This window comes from Nocardia sp. NPDC004278, from assembly GCF_053602975.1.
The window spans coordinates 165,258-188,112 of the sequence record NZ_JBSGEQ010000006.1 but is presented as its reverse complement, the minus strand read 5'-3'; the positions used below and the strand labels follow the sequence as shown (position 1 = coordinate 188,112).

Annotated in this window: 21 protein-coding genes, 2 tRNA genes and 1 pseudogene; 12 read left to right on the top strand and 12 right to left on the bottom strand. The window is 66.8% G+C overall.

Going from position 1 to position 22,855, the window contains the following annotated elements:
* Nucleotides 1–31 precede the first annotated feature (31 nt).
* The 3 genes from ACWEO2_RS11880 to ACWEO2_RS11870 form a co-directional block, all read right to left on the bottom strand.
* A tRNA-Arg gene (locus ACWEO2_RS11880) sits at nt 32–104 on the bottom strand.
* A 39-nt stretch (nt 105–143) separates the two neighbouring features.
* A tRNA-Ser gene (locus ACWEO2_RS11875) sits at nt 144–233 on the bottom strand.
* A gap of 93 nt (nt 234–326) precedes the next feature.
* Nucleotides 327–1,067, bottom strand: coding sequence for a dienelactone hydrolase family protein (locus tag ACWEO2_RS11870; protein ID WP_354955420.1), 741 nt, complete (start codon nt 1,065–1,067; stop codon nt 327–329).
* Between the two features lie 95 nt (nt 1,068–1,162).
* Here ACWEO2_RS11870 and hisC point away from each other — a divergent pair, with 95 nt between their 5' ends.
* Entirely contained in the window at nt 1,163–2,245 is a 1,083-nt protein-coding gene (gene hisC, locus ACWEO2_RS11865; protein WP_452405281.1) for a histidinol-phosphate transaminase, read from the top strand.
* A 43-nt stretch (nt 2,246–2,288) separates the two neighbouring features.
* On the opposite strand, the gene ACWEO2_RS11860 is transcribed toward hisC, so the two are convergent.
* Nucleotides 2,289–3,350, bottom strand: a complete 1,062-nt coding sequence (locus ACWEO2_RS11860) for an alpha/beta hydrolase (protein ID WP_452405280.1) — start codon at nt 3,348–3,350, stop codon at nt 2,289–2,291.
* A 339-nt stretch (nt 3,351–3,689) separates the two neighbouring features.
* On the opposite strand from ACWEO2_RS11860, the pseudogene ACWEO2_RS11855 reads away from it, so the two are divergent.
* From ACWEO2_RS11855 to ACWEO2_RS11845, 3 genes and pseudogenes are all read left to right on the top strand, one after another.
* A pseudogene (locus tag ACWEO2_RS11855) lies at nt 3,690–3,755 on the top strand (HoxN/HupN/NixA family nickel/cobalt transporter); the annotation flags it as partial.
* Nucleotides 3,756–4,541: 786 nt separating this feature from the next.
* Nucleotides 4,542–5,615 (top strand): nitric oxide synthase oxygenase, encoded by a 1,074-nt coding sequence (locus ACWEO2_RS11850; protein ID WP_452405279.1) that lies wholly within the window; start codon nt 4,542–4,544, stop codon nt 5,613–5,615.
* Between the two features lie 209 nt (nt 5,616–5,824).
* Nucleotides 5,825–6,883, top strand: coding sequence for an NAD-dependent epimerase/dehydratase family protein (locus ACWEO2_RS11845; RefSeq protein ID WP_452405278.1), 1,059 nt, complete (start codon nt 5,825–5,827; stop codon nt 6,881–6,883).
* A 1-nt stretch (nt 6,884) separates the two neighbouring features.
* Here the strand turns inward: ACWEO2_RS11845 and ACWEO2_RS11840 are convergent, their stop codons facing one another.
* From ACWEO2_RS11840 to ACWEO2_RS11830, 3 genes are read right to left on the bottom strand one after another with little or no spacing between them, the layout of a single operon-like run.
* On the bottom strand, nt 6,885–7,910 hold the full coding sequence (locus ACWEO2_RS11840) for a sensor histidine kinase (protein WP_452405277.1): 1,026 nt from the start codon (nt 7,908–7,910) through the stop codon (nt 6,885–6,887).
* The gene (locus ACWEO2_RS11835) at nt 7,903–8,598 is read right to left on the bottom strand and encodes a response regulator transcription factor (protein ID WP_452405276.1); all 696 of its coding nucleotides are present in this window, start codon (nt 8,596–8,598) and stop codon (nt 7,903–7,905) included. The genes ACWEO2_RS11840 and ACWEO2_RS11835 overlap by 8 nt, the downstream gene beginning before the upstream one ends.
* Before the next feature lie 3 nt (nt 8,599–8,601).
* On the bottom strand, nt 8,602–9,942 hold the full coding sequence (locus tag ACWEO2_RS11830) for a hypothetical protein (RefSeq protein WP_452405275.1): 1,341 nt from the start codon (nt 9,940–9,942) through the stop codon (nt 8,602–8,604).
* A 125-nt stretch (nt 9,943–10,067) separates the two neighbouring features.
* Between ACWEO2_RS11830 and ACWEO2_RS11825 the strand changes: the two genes are divergently transcribed.
* The 5 genes from ACWEO2_RS11825 to ACWEO2_RS11805 all read left to right on the top strand — a co-directional run bounded on the left by ACWEO2_RS11825 (nt 10,068) and on the right by ACWEO2_RS11805 (nt 13,846).
* Entirely contained in the window at nt 10,068–10,739 is a 672-nt protein-coding gene (locus ACWEO2_RS11825; RefSeq protein WP_452405274.1) for a glycosyltransferase family 2 protein, read from the top strand.
* Nucleotides 10,736–11,431 (top strand): TIGR04282 family arsenosugar biosynthesis glycosyltransferase, encoded by a 696-nt coding sequence (locus ACWEO2_RS11820; RefSeq protein WP_452405273.1) that lies wholly within the window; start codon nt 10,736–10,738, stop codon nt 11,429–11,431. The genes ACWEO2_RS11825 and ACWEO2_RS11820 overlap by 4 nt, the downstream gene beginning before the upstream one ends.
* Nucleotides 11,428–12,099, top strand: a complete 672-nt coding sequence (locus ACWEO2_RS11815; protein WP_452405272.1) for a methyltransferase domain-containing protein — start codon at nt 11,428–11,430, stop codon at nt 12,097–12,099. Before ACWEO2_RS11820 ends, ACWEO2_RS11815 begins: the two co-directional genes overlap by 4 nt.
* 128 nt (nt 12,100–12,227) lie before the next feature.
* A complete protein-coding gene (locus ACWEO2_RS11810; protein ID WP_452405429.1) occupies nt 12,228–13,361 on the top strand; it encodes a molybdopterin-dependent oxidoreductase in 1,134 nt (377 codons plus the stop codon).
* Nucleotides 13,361–13,846, top strand: a complete 486-nt coding sequence (locus ACWEO2_RS11805; RefSeq protein WP_452405271.1) for a hypothetical protein — start codon at nt 13,361–13,363, stop codon at nt 13,844–13,846. Before ACWEO2_RS11810 ends, ACWEO2_RS11805 begins: the two co-directional genes overlap by 1 nt.
* On the opposite strand, the gene ACWEO2_RS11800 is transcribed toward ACWEO2_RS11805, so the two are convergent.
* Both ACWEO2_RS11800 and ACWEO2_RS11795 read right to left on the bottom strand, forming a co-directional pair.
* Nucleotides 13,749–14,477, bottom strand: a complete 729-nt coding sequence (locus ACWEO2_RS11800) for a maleylpyruvate isomerase family mycothiol-dependent enzyme (protein WP_452405270.1) — start codon at nt 14,475–14,477, stop codon at nt 13,749–13,751. The two genes, ACWEO2_RS11805 and ACWEO2_RS11800, sit on opposite strands and share 98 nt — an antisense overlap.
* A gap of 121 nt (nt 14,478–14,598) precedes the next feature.
* Entirely contained in the window at nt 14,599–14,991 is a 393-nt protein-coding gene (locus tag ACWEO2_RS11795) for a RidA family protein (protein ID WP_452405269.1), read from the bottom strand.
* A gap of 71 nt (nt 14,992–15,062) precedes the next feature.
* Here ACWEO2_RS11795 and ACWEO2_RS11790 point away from each other — a divergent pair, with 71 nt between their 5' ends.
* Entirely contained in the window at nt 15,063–16,631 is a 1,569-nt protein-coding gene (locus tag ACWEO2_RS11790; protein WP_452405268.1) for an esterase-like activity of phytase family protein, read from the top strand.
* Here ACWEO2_RS11790 and ACWEO2_RS11785 read toward each other — a convergent pair.
* The 3 genes from ACWEO2_RS11785 to ACWEO2_RS11775 form a co-directional block, all read right to left on the bottom strand.
* The gene (locus ACWEO2_RS11785; RefSeq protein ID WP_452405267.1) at nt 16,628–17,338 is read right to left on the bottom strand and encodes a DUF998 domain-containing protein; all 711 of its coding nucleotides are present in this window, start codon (nt 17,336–17,338) and stop codon (nt 16,628–16,630) included. The genes ACWEO2_RS11790 and ACWEO2_RS11785 overlap by 4 nt on opposite strands.
* Before the next feature lie 276 nt (nt 17,339–17,614).
* On the bottom strand, nt 17,615–18,040 hold the full coding sequence (locus ACWEO2_RS11780) for a very short patch repair endonuclease (RefSeq protein ID WP_452405266.1): 426 nt from the start codon (nt 18,038–18,040) through the stop codon (nt 17,615–17,617).
* Nucleotides 18,041–18,053: 13 nt separating this feature from the next.
* On the bottom strand, nt 18,054–19,187 hold the full coding sequence (locus tag ACWEO2_RS11775) for a DNA cytosine methyltransferase (RefSeq protein WP_452405428.1): 1,134 nt from the start codon (nt 19,185–19,187) through the stop codon (nt 18,054–18,056).
* 310 nt (nt 19,188–19,497) lie between these two features.
* On the opposite strand from ACWEO2_RS11775, the gene ACWEO2_RS11770 reads away from it, so the two are divergent.
* Together ACWEO2_RS11770 and fadD32 are read left to right on the top strand one after the other, a co-directional pair.
* Nucleotides 19,498–20,748, top strand: coding sequence for a KasA/KasB family beta-ketoacyl-ACP synthase (locus tag ACWEO2_RS11770; RefSeq protein WP_452405265.1), 1,251 nt, complete (start codon nt 19,498–19,500; stop codon nt 20,746–20,748).
* A 106-nt stretch (nt 20,749–20,854) separates the two neighbouring features.
* Nucleotides 20,855–22,783, top strand: coding sequence for a long-chain-fatty-acid--AMP ligase FadD32 (gene fadD32, locus ACWEO2_RS11765; protein ID WP_452405264.1), 1,929 nt, complete (start codon nt 20,855–20,857; stop codon nt 22,781–22,783).
* The last annotated feature ends 72 nt before the right edge of the window (nt 22,784–22,855 follow it).

Here is a 22,855-nt window from a genome sequence, read left to right as displayed (position 1 = left end):
CTTCGTGAGCATGAGCCGCTGGCGAGTGAAGTGCGCCCGAAGGGATTCGAACCCCTAACCTTCTGATCCGTAGTCAGATGCTCTATCCGTTGAGCTACGGGCGCATGCCTGTGTTCAGTTATATAGCCCGGCGAACCGGGGTGTGGCGGAGGCGAGAGGATTTGAACCTCCGGTCCCCGTGAAGGGACAACTCATTAGCAGTGAGTCCCATTCGGCCGCTCTGGCACGCCTCCTGGAGCCTTCTCTTCGAGGGCACCGGTTCCTTTCCGAACCGCCGAACAGGAAGGTTACAGTAGCCGACGTCCAGATCGCAAAACGCCAGGTCATTACCGAAGATTGCTATCGAACCAGTCGAAGATCCGGGTCTGGGAATCGGTGAGGTCGTAGTCTTCGTCGCCGCCGGATCGGTCGGCGCGGCGGTACAGGCCGGGGTAGGTCACGACCAGGCTGGCGACCGCGGCGCGGGCGGCGGCATCGCGGAGTTGGTCGACTTGCTGGGGCGGGGTGTCGGGATCGTCGGCGCCGAAGAGGCCGAGCCAGGGCGCCTGTAGGTTCGGGGCCGCACGGATGAGGGCGTCGGCTTCATCGGTGAGCGGCTCCATGATGCCGGGTGCGGCGACGCTGACCGCGGCGCCGACCGGGCGGTTCGTCGCGACCAGGAATGCTGCGGTGCCCGCGTGGTCGAAGCCGAGCACGCCGATGCAGTCCGGGAAGACGCCGCGGCGGGTGAGCCAGTCGAAACAGGCGTCGAAATCGTCGAACAGGTCGTCGCCGAATACCTCGTGCGCGGGTTCGCCGTTGGCACGATGGAACAGATTGGGCGCGACCACCGTCCAGCCCTCGGTCGCCAGGGTTTTCATGAGGTCCAGCAATGGCCCGGTGAACTCCCGCGACTCGTGCAGCACCACGATGCCACCGCGCGCGTTGCCCTCCGGCTCGGCCACCGTGATGGGCACCTGGGTGTCGGCGGTCCGGCGCTGGTCTTCGGTCGATGGTTGTGCTTCCGCACCGGAAATGATGTCGTCGCGACTACGTAGCGGCGCAATATCGTCGTAAATGCCCGACATGGAACCAGGGTAGGTGGATCTGCTGATCTTCGCGAGAAATTGCACGTGAGCGGCCCTGACGCCCAGAATTCCGGTACCCGGCATATGGTTGAAGCGTGACAGCGCATATCCGGCCGGATCTCGATTCGATCCCGGCGTACGTCCCCGGCCGCAACCATCCAGGCGCGGTCAAGCTCGCCAGCAACGAGACCACCTTCGGTCCGCTGCCGGCCGCCGCGAAGGCCATTGCCGAGGCCGCCGAACTGGCGAACCGCTATCCGGATAATCAGGTCACCGAACTGCGCGCGGCGATTGCGGACTTTCTCGGCGTCTCTTCGGCGAACGTCGCGGTCGGCTGCGGCAGCGTCGCGCTGTGTCAGGAGTTGGTGCAGATCACCTGTGCCGCGCCGACCGACGAGGTGCTCTTCGCCTGGCGTTCGTTCGAGGCGTATCCGATCGTCACTCAGGTCGGCAATGCGACCGCCGTGCGGGTGCCGCTCACCCCGGAGCATGTGCACGATCTGGATGCGATGGCCGCCGCGGTCACCGAGCGCACCAAGCTGATCTTCGTCTGCAATCCGAACAACCCGACCGGCACCGCGGTCGGCGAGGCCCAGCTGGTGCACTTCCTGGACGCGATTCCGGAGCATGTGCTGATCGTGTTGGACGAGGCGTATTTCGAGTACATGCGGCTCGCCCCCGAGCAGTTTCCGAATGGCGTGGAGCTCGGTCGCAATCGGCCCAATGTCGTTGTGCTGCGGACCTTCTCCAAGGCCTACGGTCTGGCCGGACTGCGTGCGGGCTATGCGGTCGGCGATCCGGCCGTGATCACGGCGCTGATGAAGGTGCACATCCCGTTCAGTGTGAACCGAGTCGCGCAGGCCGCCGCGATCGCATCCCTGGAGGCGCGGCACGAACTACTCGATCGCACCGACAGTCTCGTCATCGAACGCGATCGGGTGCGCGATGCGCTGCTCGCGGCGGGCTATGCGGTGCCGCCCAGCGAGTCGAACTTCCTGTGGCTGCCGCTGGGTGCGCGCAGCGCCGAATACGGCGAGGCGAGCGCGGAGGCGGGGGTGCTGGTGCGGCCGTATGCCACCGACGGCGTGCGGGTGACCACCGGTGACACGCACGAGAACGAGCAGTTCCTGCGGTTCGCGACCGATCCGGATGTGTTGGCGCGCTTCGGAATCGGCTAGCCGGGACGCTTCGAACCCGAACGCCTCAGACGCCCAGCTCGCCTCAGACGCCCAGCGCCCGTGCGATCGGCGGCCACGACTGGCCCAGTTCGTCGGCCCAGTACGGCCACGAGTGGGTACCGGTCGCTCGGAAGGTGGCGGTCACCGGAATCCCGAGTGCGGTGAGCCGATCGGTCAGCCTGCGGGTGCAGAGATTGGTGGCGGCCTCGAGCGGACCGCCGAATCCGACGGTGCTGACCACATCCGGGTTGTCCAGGGTGTCGTATCGGCCGGGCAGCCCGCTGCCGACCGACAGATAGATCGCCTTGCCGCGCAACGCTTCCGCGTGCAGCAGCACGTCGTGGTCGAGCCAAGTGGGATCGTGCTGATCGCCGAACATATTGTCCGGCGTGCCGCCATAGGTCGCCACCACCGCGCGGGCCTGCGCCTGTCCGAGATCGGTGCCCATGGAGAAGCAGCCACTGTGCCCGGCCACCGCCGTGTACAGCTTCGGCTGCCGGATGGCCAGCATCATCGCGGCCTCGGCGCCCATCGAAACGCCCATGACGGCATTGTTTCCGTTGCCGTTGAACTTCGCGTCGATGAGCGGCGGGAGTTCGCGCGTCAGGAAGGTCTCCCACATATTGGTGCCGAGCACCGGATCCGGGCGCTTCCAGTCGGTATAGAAACTGGCCGGGCCGCCGACCGTCAGCACCACATTGACGTCTTTGTCCTCGAAGAATCGGTCGGCGTGTCCGAGTGTGGTCCAGTTATTGCTCTCCGCCTCGGCGCTGCGCCCGTCGAGCATGTACACGGTGGGCCGCGGATGCGTCTGGTCGCGGGGGAGCAGCACCTGCACCTCGACGGCGCGGCGCATCGCGGGCGAGTTCACCCACACCCGCAGCCACCGGTCGTTGATGGGCACGATGTGATCGATCGAGGGCGGCGGCACATTGGGGACGGTCGGCGCCGCGGGATCCGGACCGCCCGCTGATCCGGTATTGGGCCGGGGGACATCGGGAGCGGCTAGTCCGTACGGCGCCCCGAACACGGCCGCGCCGGAAATCAGTGCGACACTCACGATTGCGCTGGAGACCCAACGCCGCACCTCGCGCCGAGACAGCATGCCGACCATCCTGCCAGAGATGCGAAGGCGAGCCTGCCAGCGATGGAATCAGCGGTGAATATGTGATTCGGGCCACTGCTGTGGGCTACCGTGCGGCGAGGTCATGCTGCCAGCGGCGTTCCGCTCTCGTGAAGCGCTACCGCCTCGCCGCGGTCGCCCAGGTCAGCACGAACAGCCCGGCGGCAATGTAACCGAGGTCACTCGGATCTGAATTCTCGATCCACGAGAAGGTTCGTGGACTCTCCGCCGAATTCATGGGATCCGCTGATCGAGACCGTGCGCCCGCCCCGGGCCGATCGCCTGGCGCGGGCGCACGTGCGTCTGTGGCTGCACGGCACCGGCATGCGCCACGCCTTTGACGCCGACCACATTGCTGCGATCGAAAACACCACCCGAAAGTTGATCCGGCGCCTTTCCGATCGTTGTCCGCCTGCTGAATCCGACGTCCCTGCTGGCCATTCGGCGAATCGTCCGCCGATGCACCACGGCGACCTCGATACGGCGCAACTCGAGCGTGAACCGGACAGCCGCGGCATGCCGAACCCGGCGCTCACGCCGGTGCATCCTGCACGCCGTGCTGGCCCGACACCGCGAACAACAGCAGCGTCCCCCAGCCGATGGCATGAAGTGCCAGCATGGTCGCCGCCATACCGACAAGGCTGGGCAGCAGCCGACCTCGCTGTTGGGCGAACCGATCGAATAGCCGTACTGCGGCAGCAACATACAGGTCGGTCTGGTTTGGCTGGATCGGTAGACAGCTCCCGGTGTCGGCAGATTCCGAACAGGCAATACGTCGAATTCAGGCACACGGCCAGCACACCGGTCCTACGCTTCTACACGGGCCTTTTCGGGTGTCGATGGGGACGAGCATGATCGTTGACAGCAAACATCAGCAGGCAGGTCATGCTGCTGTGTGCGCGGACGGCAACCCGACAGCCTGCTCGGCGCCTATTCATGATCGGCCCTTGGCTTTCGGAGGTCCCGCAACGTCGGGGCTAACTCGTGGACCGCCCGTCCGGCCCGGTGTCACCTGCGCTCCGCGCGCGAAATTCTCTGCTCGATCAATGCCTGTCTGTGTTGCCGCAGTACCTGATGTCCGACCGGAGAAATACCGTGAACCAAGCGTTACCTGTCGTGTCGCTCGAACGCACCACTGACACAAAGCCTTTCGGCCTAGATCTGAAAAGGCGGATGCGGGAGTGCGATGAGTTCTTCCGATTACCCGAACTCGCGCACCTGTCCCCGCAACGCCGCCGCACCGCGTTGGAACAGCTCCAACAAACCGGCAGCTACGTGCAGACCGCCGAGGAGATCCTCATCGGCGCCAAGCTCGCGTGGCGCAACCACGCCCGCTGCGTCGGGCGAAAACATTGGCGATCACTGAAATTGCTCGACGCGCGGCGGGTGCGCTCGGCCCGCGACCTCGCCGAGGTCTGCTGGCAGCACCTGCATATGGCGACCAATGGCGGCGCCATCCAATCGATGATCACCGTCGGACCGCCGCGCCAGGCCGACGGCCGTGAATTCCGCATTGTCAGCCCACAACTCATCCGCTACGCCGGATACCGCAATGGTGACGGCACGGTGACCGGCGATGCCGCCAATATCGCGATCACCGAACTCGCCGTGAAACTCGGCTGGCGCGGCGCGGGCACCCCCTTCGACGTCCTGCCGGTGCTGATCAGCACCCCGGACGAGCCGATCCGCTGGTTCGATGTCCCGCCCGAGTTGGCCCGTGAGGTCGAGTTGGAACATCCCGAATTCGACTGGTTCGCCGGACTCGGCCTGAAATGGCATGCACTGCCAGCGGTTTCGAATATGAACCTGGAGGTCGGCGGCATCACCTACCCGTTCGCGCCATTCAACGGCTGGTATCTGGGCGCCGAGATCGGCGCGCGCAACCTCAGCGACACCACCCGCTACAACATGCTGCCGCTCATCGCCGAAATGATGTGCCTGGACACCAGGACCGAACGCTCACTGTGGCGCGACCGGGCACTGGTGGAACTGAATCGTGCGGTGTTGCACAGCTTTCGGAAGTCGGGGGTGTACATCGTCGACCATCACACCGTTGCCAAACAGTTCTGCGACCACGTCAACCGCGAGCAGGCCGCGGGTCGGAAATGTCCGACGGACTGGAGCTGGGTCAATCCGCCGATCTCATCCGGTCTGACCCCGACCTTCCACCGCTATTACGACGAACCCGAACCGGATCTGCGGCCCAACTTCGTGCGGCGGGATTTCGACGGCGAGGACGGAATCTGATCTCCGTTTGCCAGCGGCAGTGCTCTCGCGGCGTTTGAAGCGGCGCGCGCTTCAGGGACGTTTTCGGTGGCCGGACGATCGTGACGAAAGTCTGACGTGGCGGCCCGGTTGCGCGAAAAGTTGCGGGTCTGGCAGCAGAATCGGGTTCATGACCTTGGAAAACCGTGGTTTGGGCCGGGAATTGCGGCTGTGCTCGGGGTGGCGTTGATATGCGGGTGCTTTTGACCGGGGCCGCGGGGTTCATCGGGGCGCGAGTGCATCGGGAGTTGGCCGATGCGGGGCATGATGTGGTCGCCGTCGACATGATGCTGCCCGCCGCGCACGGGGTCGGCGCCCGAGCGCCGGAGCACGTGCGGGTGCTCGATGTGCGTGATCCGGATGCGTTGGATTCGGTATTGCGCGGGGTCGATGTGGTGTGTCATCAGGCGGCGGTGGTCGGGGCCGGGGTCAGTGCGCAGGATGCGCCCGCCTATGCGAGCCATAACGACCTCGGGACGGCGGTCCTGCTGGCGGCGATGGATCGGGCCGGATGTCGGCGGTTGGTGCTCGCTTCGTCGATGGTGGTCTATGGGGAGGGACGGTATCGGGGCGTGCGGCCCGGGGCGGTCGAGGTCGGAGTGCGCAGGCGGGGGGATCTCGAGCAGGGGATGTACGAGCATCGGGATCCGGATTCGGATGCGGTGCTGAGTTGGGCGGCGGTGCCCGAGAATGCGCCGCTGCGCCCGCGCAGTCTTTATGCGGCGGCGAAGGTGGCGCAGGAGCACTATGCGGCTGCGTGGGCCGCGGTGACCGATTCCGGAGTGACCGCGCTGCGCTATCACAATGTCTACGGCCCCGATATGCCGAGGGATACACCGTATTCCGGTGTCGCGGCGATATTCCGGTCCGCACTGGAGTCGGGAAAACCGCCGCAGGTATTCGAAGATGGCAGGCAGGCACGGGATTTCGTCCATGTCAGTGATATCGCGGCGGCGAATCTCGCGGCGGTCGAATATCCGCACACCGGGTTCCTGCCGCTCAATATTGCCTCGGGACGGCCGATCACCATCGGCGCGGTCGCCAGTGCCCTCGCCGCGGCTCGCGGCGGGCCGGAACCGGAGATCACCGGACGCTACCGGCCCGGCGATGTGCGCCATATTGTCGCCAGTCCCGAACAGGCGCAACGCATTCTGGGATTCACCGCGCAGGTGGATCCGCTCGACGGCCTGGCCGAATTCGCCTTCGCACCGTTGCGCGCGGTCGCCGGGGCGGGTGCGCCGCTGATGTGACTCAGTTTCCGCTGAGGGGCAGCCGAACTTCGAAGCGGCAGCCCTGGTCGCGGTTCTCGGCGGTGATATCGCCGTGGTGGGCTTCGACCAGTCCGGCGGCGATTGCGAGGCCCATACCGCTGCCGGAGGACACGCCGTCGGAGGCGACGGGGGAGCGGGCGGCGGTGCCGCGGTAGGCGACCTCGAAGATGCGCGGCAGGTCGGCCTCGGCAATACCCGGTCCGGTGTCGTCGACCCGCGCCCAGGCCTGGCCGTTGGCGGTGCCAGCGGAGATCGCGACCTGGCCGCCGGGCGGGGTGTGGGCAATGGCATTGGAGACGAGGTTGGTCAGTACCCGGCCGAGGGCGCGGTCGCTGGCCGCGACGACGATTTCGGAGTCGGGTTGTTCGGCGCGCAGCAGGACCTTGGCGCGTTCGGCGTTCGGGCGATTGGCGGCGAGCACTTCATCGATCAGTTCGCGCAGATCGACCGGCTCCAGTTCCAATCGCAATGCGCCCGCATTGATCTTCGACATCTCGAACAGATCGTCGACCATGACCGAGAGCCGATCCGTCTCGCGCACGATCTGTTCGGCATAGCGCGCCACCTCGGCGGTGCCGGTGAGCACGCCGTCCGCAAGCCCCTCGGCCATCGCGCGAATGCCCGCCAGCGGGGTCCGCAGATCGTGACTCACCCAGGCTACGAGTTCGCGGCGGGAGTGTTCGGCCATCCGCTCCTGTTCGCGGATCTGCTTCTCCCAGACAGTTTTTCGGGCCTGTTCCCGCCCGAGCAGCAGGGCGGCGGGTACGGTGACCGCCGCGACCACCGCGAGTACGACGGCGGTGCGCTCCAGTTCGTCGGTGAACATCAACCCGCTGACCCCGATGACACCCGCCAGCGTGGACAGGGTCGGGATCAGCACCAGCACCGCCATGCTGGTGGTCATGGAACGATTGCTGGTGGCGCGCAGGATCACCGCGCCGAGGGCGACGATCGGGAGCGAACAGGCCAGCGCGTAGGCAATCAGTTGGACGGTGTCTTCAGGCACTGGATTCTCCATTCCGGCCCCAGATGTAGCCGCGACCCCACACCGTCTCGATCCGGTGCCGGTCGCCGAGTTTCGCGCGCAACCGCTTGATATGCACAGTGACAGTGGACAAATCGCCGAAATCCCAGCCCCACACCTTGGCCAGCAGTTCCTCGCGGCTGAACACCTGGTGTGGATGGCGCAGCAGGAAGACGAGCAGATCGTATTCGCGCGCGGTCAGATCCACCGGCACGCCGTCCACCAGCGCCGACTGCGAATCCGGCCGCACCTCGACGGCACCGTCGCGCAGCACCTCCGTGCCCGGCTGCCGAATCGCCTGCGAACGCCGCAGCACCGAGGCGACGCGCAGCGCGAGTTCGCGGGCGCTGAACGGTTTGGTGACATAGTCGTCAGCGCCCGCCTCCAGGCCGAGCACCCGATCGTCCTCATCGCCGAGCGCGGTGAGCAGGATGATCGGAGTGTCCGGCCGCGGGCCCGAGCGCACCGCGCGGCAGATCTCGATACCGTCCGGGGCGGGCATCATGACATCGAGGACGGCCAGTTCGACGGGGTCGCCGGTGGGGTCGGTGAGTTGGGCCATGGTCGATGGGCCGTCCGCGGTCTCCACGACGCTCAGCCCGTCACGTTCGAGATAGCGCCGCACCACATCACGGACCAATGGGTCGTCGTCGGCGATCAGAATGCTCATTGCCTACCAATTCGTCAGGATCGTGTGGGCGAGTACCAGGGTGCCGAGCGCTTGGACGAATAGCCAGACTCGGACGGTGGACCGCGGCAGAAACGCGGTCGCGGCCAGGAGCCAGATGTCGAACGGCAGCCAGATGCGCTCGGTCTCCGCCTTGCTCAGGCCACTGAGGTCTGCCACCAATATCGCGCACAAACCCGCCGCCACCAAGAGCGCGGTCGGATCGCGTGGTTTGCGCGGGTGCGATAGCGCGCCCGGCAGCCCGGCGGTGGTGGCCAGGCCGACCGCACAGACGGTGGCGGCGAGGTTCGCCCACACCCAGTACCCATAGGGACGCTCGGCGGCGATGCCCTGGTAGTAGCGCGCGACCACCAGGTGATATCCGTCGAGCCACCAGAAACCGGCCGCGGTGAAGGCCGCCACGACGAGCAGCGCGCCGAGTAGCGCGGGCAGCAGCGGTCGGGCGGTTCGGCCCGCGATCAGCACCGCGACGGCCGGTACGGCCATGATCACGAGGCCGTAGCTGAGATAGATTCCCAGGCCGAAGAGCACACCGGAAGCTACGGCGATCCACCGGCGTCGCGGCTGCCCGACCGCGATGGCGAGCAGCGCGACCGCCCACGCCGTTACACCGGCGAACACCGCATCGGCGGAGACCGCGATCCATACCGCGGCTGGCGCTATCGTCAAGAACGGCAGCGCCTTTCGGGCCCGTTCCTCGGCGCCGAGCGTCCGCAGCGTGACCGCGACCGCGACAATCGCGCTCGATCCGATGAGCAGGCAGGCCAGCCCGGCCCAGCCTCCGCCGCCCAGGCCGATGCGATCGAGCAGTACGAAGAACAACAGTGCGCCGGGCGGATGCCCGGACACGTGGGTGGTCCACGAATCGGGTTGGAAATCCAGGATGCGGCCGGAGAAGCCGCGCAGCATCGCCGGGATATCGCGGACACCGGGCACCTCGTGCAGATACTCGTGCGAGGTGGTGAGCCGTCCCGCGAATCCACGCTGCCAGCCGTCGATCATCGCCAAGGCGAATGCCCAGGCCACGGCGGTCAGCCAGGACAGGGTCAGCAGGCGACGCCAGGGCAGCCGCCCGGCCAGCGCGGGACCGAAACGGATGACCAGTATCGCGATGGCGATGGCCGGCACCGAACCCCAGCCGACGTGCGTCAACCAGTCGCCGAAGAGCGGGGCCGCGCCCGCGTAGAGCTTGCTCCGCCAATGTTCGCTGGCAATTCGCGGAATAAGGAATGCTGTTAATGCAAGCGCAGCGCCGATGCCCGCGCCCACCAGTTCGCTCGGTACCCGGCCACGTGGGCGCGCCACGGCCTCCGTCACGTCATGCACGAACCTCACGATATGACGGCAGCGCCCGAAAAGGCGGTGCTCGAGCGGTGCCGGGCAGTGATGTCACGGTTTCGTCAGGAGTTTCGCCACATCGATTCGGCCCTGCTTGGCTTAGCGTCGAAACCATGACCGAGACCTTCCACAACCCGGACGGCGTGACCGTGGTCATCCCGTGCCGAGACGAAGCTGAAGCGTTGCCGGCCGTGCTCGCCGCGATTCCGGCGGGATTCCATGCGCTGGTGGTGGACAATGGTTCGACCGATGCGACGGCTGAGGTCGCGCGCCGGTGCGGTGCTGCCGTGGTATCCGAGGCGCGGCCCGGGTACGGGGCCGCGGTGCAGGCCGGAATCGCCTCCGCCGGTACGGATTTGATCGCCTTTCTGGACGGCGACGGATCGATGGATCCGGGTGAGCTGGCGCCCCTGGTCAACTTGGTGCGTGCGGGTGCGGATCTCGCGGTCGGCCGGCGCAAGCCGGTGCGCCGGGGCGTGTGGCCGTGGCATGCGCGATTGGGCAATCTCGTCATCGCCGGGCGACTGCGCCGCCGCTACGGGCTGCCCGTGCACGATATCGGTGCCATGCGGGTGGCCCGCCGCACCGCGCTACTCTCCCTCGGCCCGCTGCACAGCCGCTCCGGCTATCCACTGCACCTGCTGATCGGTGCGGCGGGTGCGGGCTGGCGCGTGGTCGAGCGCGATATCGCGTATCGACCACGGGCAGGTGGTATTTCGAAGGTCTCCGGATCGTGGCTCGGCACCCTGCGTGCCACCCGGGACTTCCTGGCGGTGCTGCGATGAATTATCGCCGCCCGTCGCCCGTGGCCGCGACACTGCTCGTGCTGGCCAAGGCCCCGATTCCCGGACTCGCCAAAACCCGGCTGACACCGCCGCTTTCGCCGCGCGACGCGGCCCGGGTCGCCGCGGCATCGCTGCTGGACACCTTGGCATCGATGTCGCGCAGTCCCGTCGCGCACCATATCGTCGCGTTCACCGGGGCGCTCGCCGACGCCGAATACGCCGATGAAGTGGCAAGGGCGTTGACCGATTTCGAGGTCATTCCACAGCGCGGCGCATCCTTCGGCGAGCGCCTGGCCAATGCCCACGCCGATGCCGCGCGGCACGGACTGCCGGTACTGCAGATCGGCATGGACACACCGCAAATCGGTCCGGACGTATTGACCTGGGCCGCTCGCGAGCTGGTCCTGCGCGGTGACGCACTGCTCGGCCCCGCCGATGACGGCGGCTGGTGGGCGCTCGGGCTGCCGACGCCGCGGGCGGCTCGCATGCTGGTCGAGGTGCCCATGTCGACCGACCGGACCGGCGAACTCACCCGAGATGCCATGCTGCGCTGCGATCTTCAGGTGCGTGCCCTGCCGCGCTACAACGATGTCGATACCTTCGCCGACGCCCTGGAGGTGGCCGCCGCATCCGATGGCCGCTTCGCCCGGCTGGTCCAGCAACTGCACCGCTCCCTAACGGCATCCCGATGAGCGGCATCGATATCTTCGATCTCGCGCTGACGGGCGAGGACTGCTGGGTGCGCGATAGCGATGGCCGACGCCACCGGCTGCGGACCCGGCGCTGGCTGGGTTTCGACGCTGCCGACAGCCGCGCCGATACCGCGCTGACCTGCTGCTGCGACGGACCGACGGTGGACCTGGGATGCGGCCCGGGACGGCTGGTAACGGCACTGTTGCGGCGCGGCGTCATCGCACTCGGGGTCGACATCTCGCCGATGGCCGTCGCGGCCACCAGATTTCGTGGTGCACCGGCATTGCGGCGCGATCTGTTCGAACCGCTGCCCGGGTCCGGCCGCTGGTCCTACGCGATTCTGGCGGACGGCAATATCGGCATCGGTGGCGATCCGGTGCGGATACTGACCCGCGCGGGTGAACTGCTTGCTCGCGATGGCATCGCGGTCGTCGAATTCGCCCGCCCCGGCACCGGTGTGGTGTCGCATCCGATTCGGCTGGAGACGAGAACCCGAGTGGGGGAATGGTTTCCGTGGGCGCGCGTGGGTGTGGATCGCGCGGAGGACCTGGCCGTGGCGGCGGGATTTCGGGTGCTGGCAGCCATGGAGGTGTCCGGTCGGTACATCGGGTGGCTGCGTTGGGGCGGGCATTCGATGCACACGGCGAGCAATCGGTGGGCGTCATGACGAATACCCGCGGCACGATGCTCCGAACCAGTGCGTTGTCCCGCCTGGCACATCGTCTCGCGACCGTGCTGCGGCCGTCACGAGTTCGCGCGAACGCTGGTATTGCGACCGGTGCGGGGGCACAGGCGATGCGCCCGACATCCGCACGTGGCCCCGAGGTCGCGAGTCGGGTGGGCAGCGCGCTCGGCACCGCGATCCTGGTCTGCTTCGCGACCGGTCTGTTGAGTCACTGGATCCAGCATCCGCCGAGCTGGTTCTGGTGGCCCGCCCATCCCGTCTGGCTGTACCGGGTCACCCAGGGCACCCATGTGATCACCGGGGTCGCCGCCATCCCGCTGCTGCTGGTGAAGCTGTGGGCGGTGTACCCCAGGCTGTTCCGGCGTCCGATCATCGGTTCGCCATTGCGAATGCTCGAACGCGGTTCCATCGCCCTGCTCGTCGGCGCGACGATCTTCCAACTGTCGACCGGCCTGATCAATATCGCCCAGTACTACCCGTGGAAATTCTTCTTTCCCACCGCGCATTACGCCATGGCCTATATCGCCGTCGGCGCACTCGCGGTGCATGTGGCGGTCAAACTGCCCGTTATCCGCGACGCATTGCAACGCCCGCTGACCGACCCCGAAGTCGAATCGGGCGCCGGGACACCAGGGCCGGAGACCAGACCCCATATCTCGCGGCGCGCAGTGCTGACCGGTGCGAGTCTTGCCGCCGTTGCCGCAGGTTTGGCCGTTGCGGGACAGACCGTCCCCTTCCTCCGCTGGGCCGCCGTGCTCGCGCCGCGCAGTGGGCATGGGCCGCAAGGGGTTCCGGTCAATCGATCGGCCGCGGCGGCGGGCGTCGGTGATCGGGCCCGCGATGCCGGGTACCGGCTGACGGTCACGGTGGGCAATCGGAAGCGCCAGTTCACCCGGGACGAACTGCTATCGCTGCCGCAGACTCGGGCCAGCCTGCCGATCGCCTGCGTCGAGGGCTGGAGTGCGAGTGCCGACTGGTCCGGTGTTCGCCTGCTGGACCTGCTCGCGGCGGTCGGTAACTATCCCGGCGGCGATGTGCGATTCCGCTCCCTCGAGCAGACCGGTATCTACGGCAGTTCCGTGCTCCCGCAACGTCATGTCGTCGATGCGAGCACGTTGGTCGCGCTGGCCGTGAATGGCGAAACCCTCGACCTCGATCACGGCTACCCCTGCCGCCTCATCGCCCCCAACCGGCCCGGCGTCCTGCAAACCAAATGGCTGTCCGAAATCGAGGTCCTGTCGTGATGACGGTCCGCATCCTGCTGCTCGTCGTCGGCCTGTGGCTCGGCTGGTACGGCATCAGCGCGCTATTCGATCTACCGCCCACCGATCTCGCCTCCGCGGCAATCTGGTTCGCGGGCGGCATCCTGCTGCACGACGCGGTCTTCGCCCCGGTCTGCGCCGCCTTCGGACTGACCGCGCGCCGCCTGCTCCCACCTACTTGGTGGGCGGTCACCGCCTGCGGTGCCATCTGCTCGGTGGCCCTCGTGCTGATCGCCCTTCCGGTGCTGGACCGTCGCAATGCCATGGCGAGCAATCCGACCGTGCTGGACCGCGACTATGCCCTCGGCCTGACGGTCGCCCTGCTCCTCGTTTGGTCCCTGGTCGGCATTGCCCACGCCGTGCCCAGGCTCATTTCCAAGAGGGAAGTACCGGGAGCGCTCCGCTCAGATCGGCCCCGTCGGATCGCCCGAGGAGCCAGGCGAGCACACCGGAGGCGGAGCCCGTGATGGTGTGATCAGCGGCCCCCGTGCCGATGGTGGCAGTGAAATCGGTATCGGTGGTGTGCACTTCGAACGCCGGTGCCGGGTCGGGTGCCGCGGCATTGGCTTTGGTCAGATCCGCGGTGGCCCGGGGCAACAGACGGGCGACGAATTCGCTCGGCCAGTCGGCAGGTTGGTAATCGGCGCCCAGGTCGACATGGTGGATCTGCACCTCCTGCAACCGCATCCAGATGACCTCGGTCGCCGGAATGGGCCTGCCCTGCCGGGTGCGCACCGTCGCCGTCCAAGCCTGCGCGGGCGTGGTCTGGGCCACCGCGAGCCAGCGGTTCGCCGCGGCTTCGTTATCGGCCAACTGCTCGGCGAGCGGCCGCGGCGCACCCGCTTCGATATCCGCGTCCCGAAGGAACATGCTTGCGTACTGCGGAGTTTCGATACCGGTGCGGGCCCACAGCAACAGATTGACCAGACTGTCGGCATTGCGCGCCAGATGCGCCAGCACGTGCCCCCGGCTCCAACCGGGCAGCAGCGAGGGCACGCTCACATCGTCTTCGAGACCACGAACCGTGTCGAACAGCCGTGCCGTGGCCTCGGCAACGGTCTCGAGCTGAACCGTGGTCTCCGCAGCATCGCTGGTCACCCGTCCGACCCTAGCGATTCACCCCCGACCCCGCCCGGGAAACCGCGTCACGGGGCTGTGATGCGCTGCACCTAGGCCGCACAGTTCGAAATCGCGTCCTCGCGGGAGTCGGGCACCGGCGCTATTCGCCGACGATCGCGTCGGCCTCGATCTCCACCAGCAGCGCGGGGGTGATCAACGCCTTGATCTCGTACATCGACGCGGCCGGCCGGATATCGCCGAATACTTCGGCGTGTGCCTCGGCGACTTCGGGCCAGCGCGAGATATCGGTGACGAAGATCCGGGTCCGAACGACATCGGCCAGACTTGCACCGGCGTCGGTGAGTGCGGAGGTGATGCGGCGCAGGGTTTCCCTGGTCTGTTCGCCGATATCGGCGCCGCCGACCGCATCGCCGCCGGGTAGTGAGGCGGTGGTGCCGCTCACCACGACCGTATTGCCGACGCGGACCGCCCGCGAGTAGCCGACGATATCCTCGAACTCCGAGCCCGATGCGATATTCACACGATCACCCATGGCGACAGCATGACATCAACTGGTCATTCGGCCGTAGGGCTTTTGTCGGATGTACAGGGTAGGCAGACACGGTGAAAGCGCACACCCGTATTACCGCCGTCGCCGTCCTCGCCATCGGCGTGCTGGCCGCAGGCTGCTCGTCCTCGGACGGTAAGGCCGATTTCACCGTGGCCAAGGATCAGCCGCTGGTTATCTCCCTCGACGATCTGCTGGCCGCCACGGGTGGCAGCGCCGCCGTGACAATCGCCGATCCGGAACACGGCACGCTGACCCGCCGCCTCGACGGCGCACTCGTCTACCAGCCGAAGGCGGGCTACACCGGTACCGACGAGCTGAAGGTCGGCACCACCGACGCGGTTCGCCTGTACACCACCGATATTCCGCCGCTCGGCGAATTCGGCGGCACCACCGTGCAGGCCAGCGGTTACGGCTCCGCGTGGACGCCGGTCCCTGGCGCACCGGGCGAGTTCTACGGCCTCACCGACCGCGGCCCCAATGTGGACGGCCCCGGCAAGAACGAGAAGCTGACGCCGACTCCGGGTTTCGTGCCCAAGATCGGCCGGTTCAGACTGGTCGGCAATCGCGCGGTGCTGCAGTCCACCATCGAGTTGCACACCGCCAACGGCACCCCGTTCAACGGGCAGGTCGATACCGCGGCCAGCACCGGCGAGACCATCAAGGACCTCGCCGGAAATGTGCTGCCGCCCACCGATCACGGCCTCGACCCCGAGGGGCTGGTCGCCCTGGCCGACGGCACCTTCTGGGTCTCCGACGAATACGGCCCGTTCCTGGTGCATTTCGATGCCAAGGGCGCCGAACTCGAGCGCCTCGGGCCGGGATCCGGTCTGCCCAAGGAACTTTCGCTGCGCACCCCGAACCAGGGCATGGAGGGGCTGACCATCACCCCGGACGGCGGCACCCTCGTCGGCGTGGTGCAGAGCGGTCTGAAAACCCCCGACCTGGACGGTTCGGCCAAGGATGTGCCGATGACCCGCATCGTGACCATCGACCTGAAGACCAAGGCGGTCAAGGAATTCGTGCTCCCGCTGCAGGATCCGAAGAGCACCAAGGTCGCCGACTCCGAGATCACCGCGCTCAGCGCCACCACCTTCCTGGTCGACGAGCGCGACGGCAACCTGCCCCCGAAGGCCGATAAGAAACTGTGGACCGTCGATATCTCCGGCGCCACCGATGTCGGCCCGGAGTCGAAGGTCGCGGGCGCGCACTACGATCCGGAACGTGGCGGGCTCCAGATCGCTGGCAAGCCGCTGGAGACGCTGGTCGGCACCGTCTCGACGAATGACGGCGTCGCGGCATTGCGGAAGGCGGGCATCACTCCCGTCGCCAAGACCGCGAACCTGGACTTCATCGCGCTGATCACCGGCCTGAACGCGGACGGCAAGTTCTACGGCCACGACAAGATCGAGGGCGTCGCCACCCTGGACGGCGGTAAGACCCTCTACATCGCCAACGACAGCGATTTCGGCCTCGCCGCCAGTAAGGGTGAGCAGCCGCCCTTCGGCCTGAAGCCCAAGACGCTGCCCAACGGTCTGCAGGACTCCGGCGAAATCCTCGAGATCGACACCACCAAACTGCCCGCGAAGGTCGACTCACACACCGTACGGATCAAGGTCGGCTAACCGGGATCACCTTCGATCCATTCGCGGCCTTCCAGAATCACCGCCGCCGCCAACGTGACCAACCACAGCGACATCGATCCGACCTGGATCCGCTGGGCGATCCCGAGCGCGTAATTACCGGTCAGGTTGTCGGCGACCAGCATCCAGATGGTCGCCGCCGATCCGATCACCAGCACCACCAGACCGACCTCGCGCAGGATCCGCCAGCGGTGATAGCGGAAGGCGGCCAGGCTGAAAGCGAAGGTCGCGATGGCGATCGCGGTAACCGCGATGGTGCTGGTCAGTGCGTGCGGCTGATGTAACTGCGGGAACAGTTCGCTGCCACCGCCGCCGCATTCGGCGTTGTTCTCCGGGGTGCAATCGCGCAGCGGCAGCAGTACGTCGCCGACGGTTGCGGCGCCGAAGCAGAACAGCGCGACCCAGCCGATGGTGGTGAATCTGCGGCGCGGAAATAACAGCAGCCCGGCGATCGCCGCTGGCATCAGCAGCAGGCCGACGATCTTGTCGGCGGTGGCGAATACTTCGCGGTGCGGTTTGCCCTCGGCATCGAGTTCACTGAGGAACGAATTCACCGGATCGACATCGATCTTCAGTACGAACTCGAGCAACCAGGAGGAATAGCAGAGTCCGGCGATCGCGATCGCCGCCGCGATCAGCCCGCAGGCCACCAGGACGTGTCGTTCGGCGATCCTCCGGCGATCAATCACTGGACCATTCTCCGCCTCCTCGCTGGTCCGGTGTTCAACAGTAGGTCAGTGTGTCCTAACCGACAGCTCTTTCGCACACCTCATTACCAACCCGGGCACAGCGTTCTGTCAGGTCCATTCGTGATGCTGGACATACCTAAGGAGGTTCCCATGATCGGATTCGCGACGGCCATCGCCGGGTTGATGGTGCTGGCGGTAATGGCGGTGTCGGGTTACCTGGCCGCGCACGCACCGCGCACGCTGGTGCGAGTGCGGCAGCGCCGCTAGCGACTGGTGTCAGTTGGCCCGCTCGGCCAGCGTGGCCTGGACCCGGTCCGCCGCCGCGGCCGCGTCCTCGTGTTCCCATACCCGCACCACCTGCCACCCCGCCGCGGCCAGCGCCGCATCGGTGGCCCGGTCACGGGCGACATTGCCGCTCAACTTGTCCGCCCACCACTGCGAGTTGTGCTTCGGATCGGTCGCGTGCTGCGGACAGCGATGCCAGAAACATCCGTCGACATAGACCGCGACCCGCAGCCGGGGAAATACCAGATCCGCGCGCCGTCGCTGCCCGCGCAGCGGCGCGCGGTCGACGAAATAGCGCAAGCCGCGCCGGTGCAGTTCCCGGCGCAGCGCGAGTTCGGGGCCGGTTCCGGTGCGCCGCTGGCGGGCCATCCGGGCACTCGTCGCGACATCGGTCGGGGGCCGCCGATTCGTGCTCATGACCGTCCGAACCTCATGCCGCCCAGCCGCCCATTCGATCGAGATGACTCTCCACATCGTCCAGAAATCCGGGCGGGAACCGTAGGTTGCCCATTCCGGTGCGGCGCAGGAATCCGGCGGTCGCACGGGCGGAGAGCAGCCGCGCATCGGTGAGGAAGTGGTGCAGATCCTCATACGGCTCGTGCACCGGCCAGGTCGAGACCGGCACCCGGTAGGCCGCGCCCGCCCGGCCCCACGCGGCGACCGGCCACGGCCGTCCCGGCGGCAGCGGCTCATCGCCGGAAATCGGCTCGCCCGGTGCGGCCAGCCGGGCGCCGACCCAGGACGCCATCCGCACACTCACGGCATTGCCGATCAGCTTCCACCGGTGTCCGTGCCGGATGCCCGGCACCGAGGTCGCCGGTTCGGTCCAGTCGGCGGCGAAGCCCTGCAGCCGCTCACCGTCCACGATGCCCGGCGTGACGAGCTCGCCCGAGGGCAACCGCACCGCGGGCGGACTCGCGATGCCCAGCGCCGAACCGCCCTTGAGGGTCGGGATCGCGTTCACCGCCCAGCCGAGTCCGCGCACGCCCTCGGTCCAGTAGAAGCCGCACGGATCCTGTTCCGGGTCACCGAGATCGAGCGGTCCGGCATCATCACCGAACAGCACCCGGCGCGGATCCTCGGTGCGCGAGGCCAGCATCAGCACCCGCTGGCGGCGCTGTGGCAGCCCGAAGGCCCGCGCGTCGACCACCCGGTATGCCCAGGTGTAGCCGAGTTCCTCCAGCGCGCCGGTGATATGCCGCATGGCCGCACCGCGACCCAGCTGCAGCATGAACGGCACATTCTCGATCAGCAGCCAGCGCGGCCCGCGCTGTCGGCGTACCAGCCGGAACACCTCGTCCACGAGTCCGGAGCGTTTTCCGGTGATGCCGGCGGTGCGCCCGGCCTGGGAGAGGTCCTGACATGGAAATCCGGCGGCGACCAGTTCGGTACCGGCGGGCAGGGCGCGCAGCCGAGTGATGTCGGCGTGCAAGGGAATTCCGGGAAAGCGTGCCGCGAGCACCGCCTGCGCACCGGGATCGATCTCGCAGAGCAGCTCGGTGTGCCAGCCATGGTTGCCGAGGCCGAGCTCCAGCCCGCCGATACCGGCGAACAGCCCGACCATCCGCCCGCCCGTCACAGTCTTCCCTTCTCACGGTTGCTCGCGGATCGCTCGGACCCACCAGCGCTGCGTCTCCGCTGAGCAGGTTACTCGAGCGGTCATCGCGACGACCTGGCGACGGCCACGGTAGTGTGTCGTGCACTCGGTCCGATCGGTTGCCCCGGTAGTGCTCACGGTCGAATCGCGTATGCACGGCCGTTCGACGGCAGCAGGCATACTTCGAGCTTCCGCTCCTGCTGACCCTTCCGGCGCTCCAGCGTCGACGCGCAGTTCCCGGTTTATCCCAAAGTGTTACGCCAGGAAAGTGAGCGAAATGCAGATTCCGTTTACCAAGAACGGGAACTATCCCGATGTGGTCGTGACCAGTCTGGCGGCGACCACCTCGATAGCCGGTGATGTCGACTCCACCTGGAAGGGGTTGCTCAATGGCGAGAGCGGCATCGATGTCCTCGAGGACAGCTTCATCGAGCAGTTCGAACTACCGGTGCGCATCGGCGGACATCTGAAGGTCAAACCGTCACAGAACCTCACCCGGCAGGAGACACAGAACCTGTCGTATGTGGAACAGATGGCCCTGACGCTGGCGCGTGAGGTCTGGCGCAATGCGGGCAGTCCCGAGGTGGACAGGAACCGGCTCGGTGTCGCCATCGGCACGGGACTCGGTGGGGGCGAATACATCACCGACGCGCGAGATCGGCTGCGCAACGGCGGCTACCGCAAGGTGCCGCCGCTGACGGTGCAGCGCATTATGCCCAACGGTTCGGCCGCCTGTGTCGGCATGGAACTCGGCGCACGCGCGGGCGCGGTCACCCCGGTCTCGGCCTGCTCGTCGGGTTCGGAGGCGATCGCCAATGCCTGGCAGATGATCGTCATGGGCGATGCCGACATGGTGGTCGCCGGTGGTGTCGAGGGCTCCATTCAGGCGGTGCCGATCGCGGCGTTCACCATGATGCGCGCGATGAGCACCCGCAATGAGGACCCGAGGGCCGCCTCGCGACCGTTCGACAAGGACCGCGATGGATTCGTCTTCGGCGAGGCGGGCGCGATGATGGTCATCGAGACCGAAGAGCACGCCAAGGCGCGCGGCGCGACCATTCACGCACGCTTGCTGGGTGCCGGAATCACTTCTGACGCTTTCCATCTGGTCGCACCGGATATCGGTGGCAAGGGTGCCGCGCGGGCGATGACCAGGGCCATGCATAAGGCCGGAATCTCCAAGCGCGATGTCACCCATGTCAATGCGCACGCGACCGCTACTCCGATCGGCGATACCGCCGAGGCGCAGGCCATCAATGCCGCCGTCGGCGACCATGCGTCGGTCTACGCGCCCAAATCCGCGCTCGGCCATTCGATCGGCGCGGTCGGGGCGCTCGAATCGGTGCTCACCGTGCTCACCGTGCGCGACGGCATCGTGCCGCCGACACTGAATCTGGACAACCAGGATCCGGAGATCTATCTCGACGTGGTCAAGGGGCGGGCCCGACCCGGCCGGATCGATTACGCCGTCAACAACTCGTTCGGTTTCGGCGGGCACAACGTGGCAATCGCCTTCGGACGGTACTGAGCACCGTCGGGCGGCGCACCTGCTAGCCTTCCCGACGCTTCGTTATCGACCTGTGTTCGGTGTAACCGCATGGCCTGAGTGCCTGCGTTGGCAAAAGGATAAGGCGATGATCGACGAAACCTTCGACGACTATTTGGACGATCAGGGCAATATCAAGATCCGTGGCGACAAGACCCTGATCGACTTCGTCGACAAGCACAGCGCGGAGAACGGCGATGAGCTCGCCTACCGCTATATCGACTACTCGCGGGAACGCGATGGCGAGTACGTCGATCTCACCTGGCACGAATTCGGCATTCGGCTGCGTGCCGTCGCGGCCCGGCTGCAGCAGGTGACACAGCCGGGCGACCGGGTGGCCATCCTCGCCCCGCAGGGGCTGGACTATGTCGTCTCGATATTCGCGGCGGTGTACGCGGGCAATATCGCGGTCCCGCTGTTCGATCCGGAGGAGCAGGGCCATACCGATCGACTGCGCGCGGTGCTCGGTGACTGCACACCAGCGGCCATTCTGACCGTCGGCTCGGCCGCGGCGGGCGTGCGGAACTTCTTCCGGCATCTCCCGGCGGCACAGCGGCCGCGCATTATCGCCGTCGACGCCATTCCGGACAGTGTCGGATCGAGCTGGGTGCGGCCGGAGATCAATATCGATAGTGTCGCCTACCTGCAGTACACCTCGGGGTCCACGCGGACACCGGCCGGTGTCGAGATCACCCACCGCGCGGTCGGCACCAATCTCTTGCAAATGATCGATGCCATTGGTGTAGAAGAGAATTCACGTGGTGTCACCTGGCTGCCGCTATTTCACGATATGGGTCTGCTATCGGTGATCCTGCCGACAATCGGCGGTGGATTCATCACCATCATGTCGCCGAGTGCGTTCGTGCGGCGACCCTATCGCTGGATCAAGGAATTGGCCGCCGCCTCCGATGGCGCCGGAACCTTCGCCGCCGCACCGAATTTCGCGTATGAGCATGCCGCGGCCCGCGGTAAGCCGAAAGCCGATGAGGAGCTCGATCTTTCGAATGTGATCGGATTGATCAACGGTAGTGAGCCGGTGTCGGTGTCGTCGATGCAGAAGTTCAATGCGGCGTTCGCGCCGTACGGTCTGCCCGCGACCGCGATCAAGCCCTGCTACGGCATGGCCGAGGCGACGCTGTTCGTCTCGGCGACCAAGGCCGAGGACGAGGCCAAGGTCGTCTACGTCGATCGCAATGAGCTCAATGCGGGCCGCATGGTCGAAGTGCCAAGGGGCACCGAGAATTCGATCGCGCAGGTGTCGTGCGGCTTTGTCGCACTATCGCAGTGGGCGGTGATCGTCGATCCGGAGACCGGTATCGAGCGCGAAAACGGCGAGGTCGGCGAGATCTGGCTGCACGGCGACAATATGGGCATCGGGTATTGGGGTCGGCCGCAGGAGACCGCGGCGACCTTCCAGAACACCCTGGCGCGCCGACTGCCGGAGGACAGTCACGCGCAGGGCACCGATCCGGACGCCCAGTGGATGCGCACCGGCGATTTCGGCGTCTATCTCGACGGCGAGCTGTACATCACCGGCCGGGTGAAGGATCTGGTGATCGTCGACGGGCGCAACCACTATCCGCAGGATCTGGAGTTCTCGGCCCAGGAAGCCAGCACCGCGCTGCGGCCCGGATTTATCGCGGCGTTCTCGGTGCCCGCGAATCAGTTGCCCGCGTTGGTCTTCGAACAGGGCAGTCGTTCGGGGCTCACCTTCGACGCCGATAACACCTCGGAGCAACTGGTCATCGTGGCCGAGCGTGGCACCGGTGCGGCGAAACTGGATCCGGAGCCGATCGTGGATATTGTGCGCGCGGCCATCGCGCAGCGCCACGGCGTGACCGTGCGCGATATCCTGCTGGTCCCGGCCGGTTCGATCCCGCGCACCTCCAGCGGCAAGATCGCCCGACGGGCCTGCCGCGCCGCATATTTGGCGGGCACGCTGCGCGGGGGCTATCAGCAGCAGGACTTTCCGGATGCGCCGACGGAGCAGGAGCACACGAGCGTCCGGGTTCGGTGACTGCGGTCCGTACCATCGAAGTAGCGCATATCGGCGCCCGGAATCCGGGCGCCGATGCCGTCTGCGGGTGGT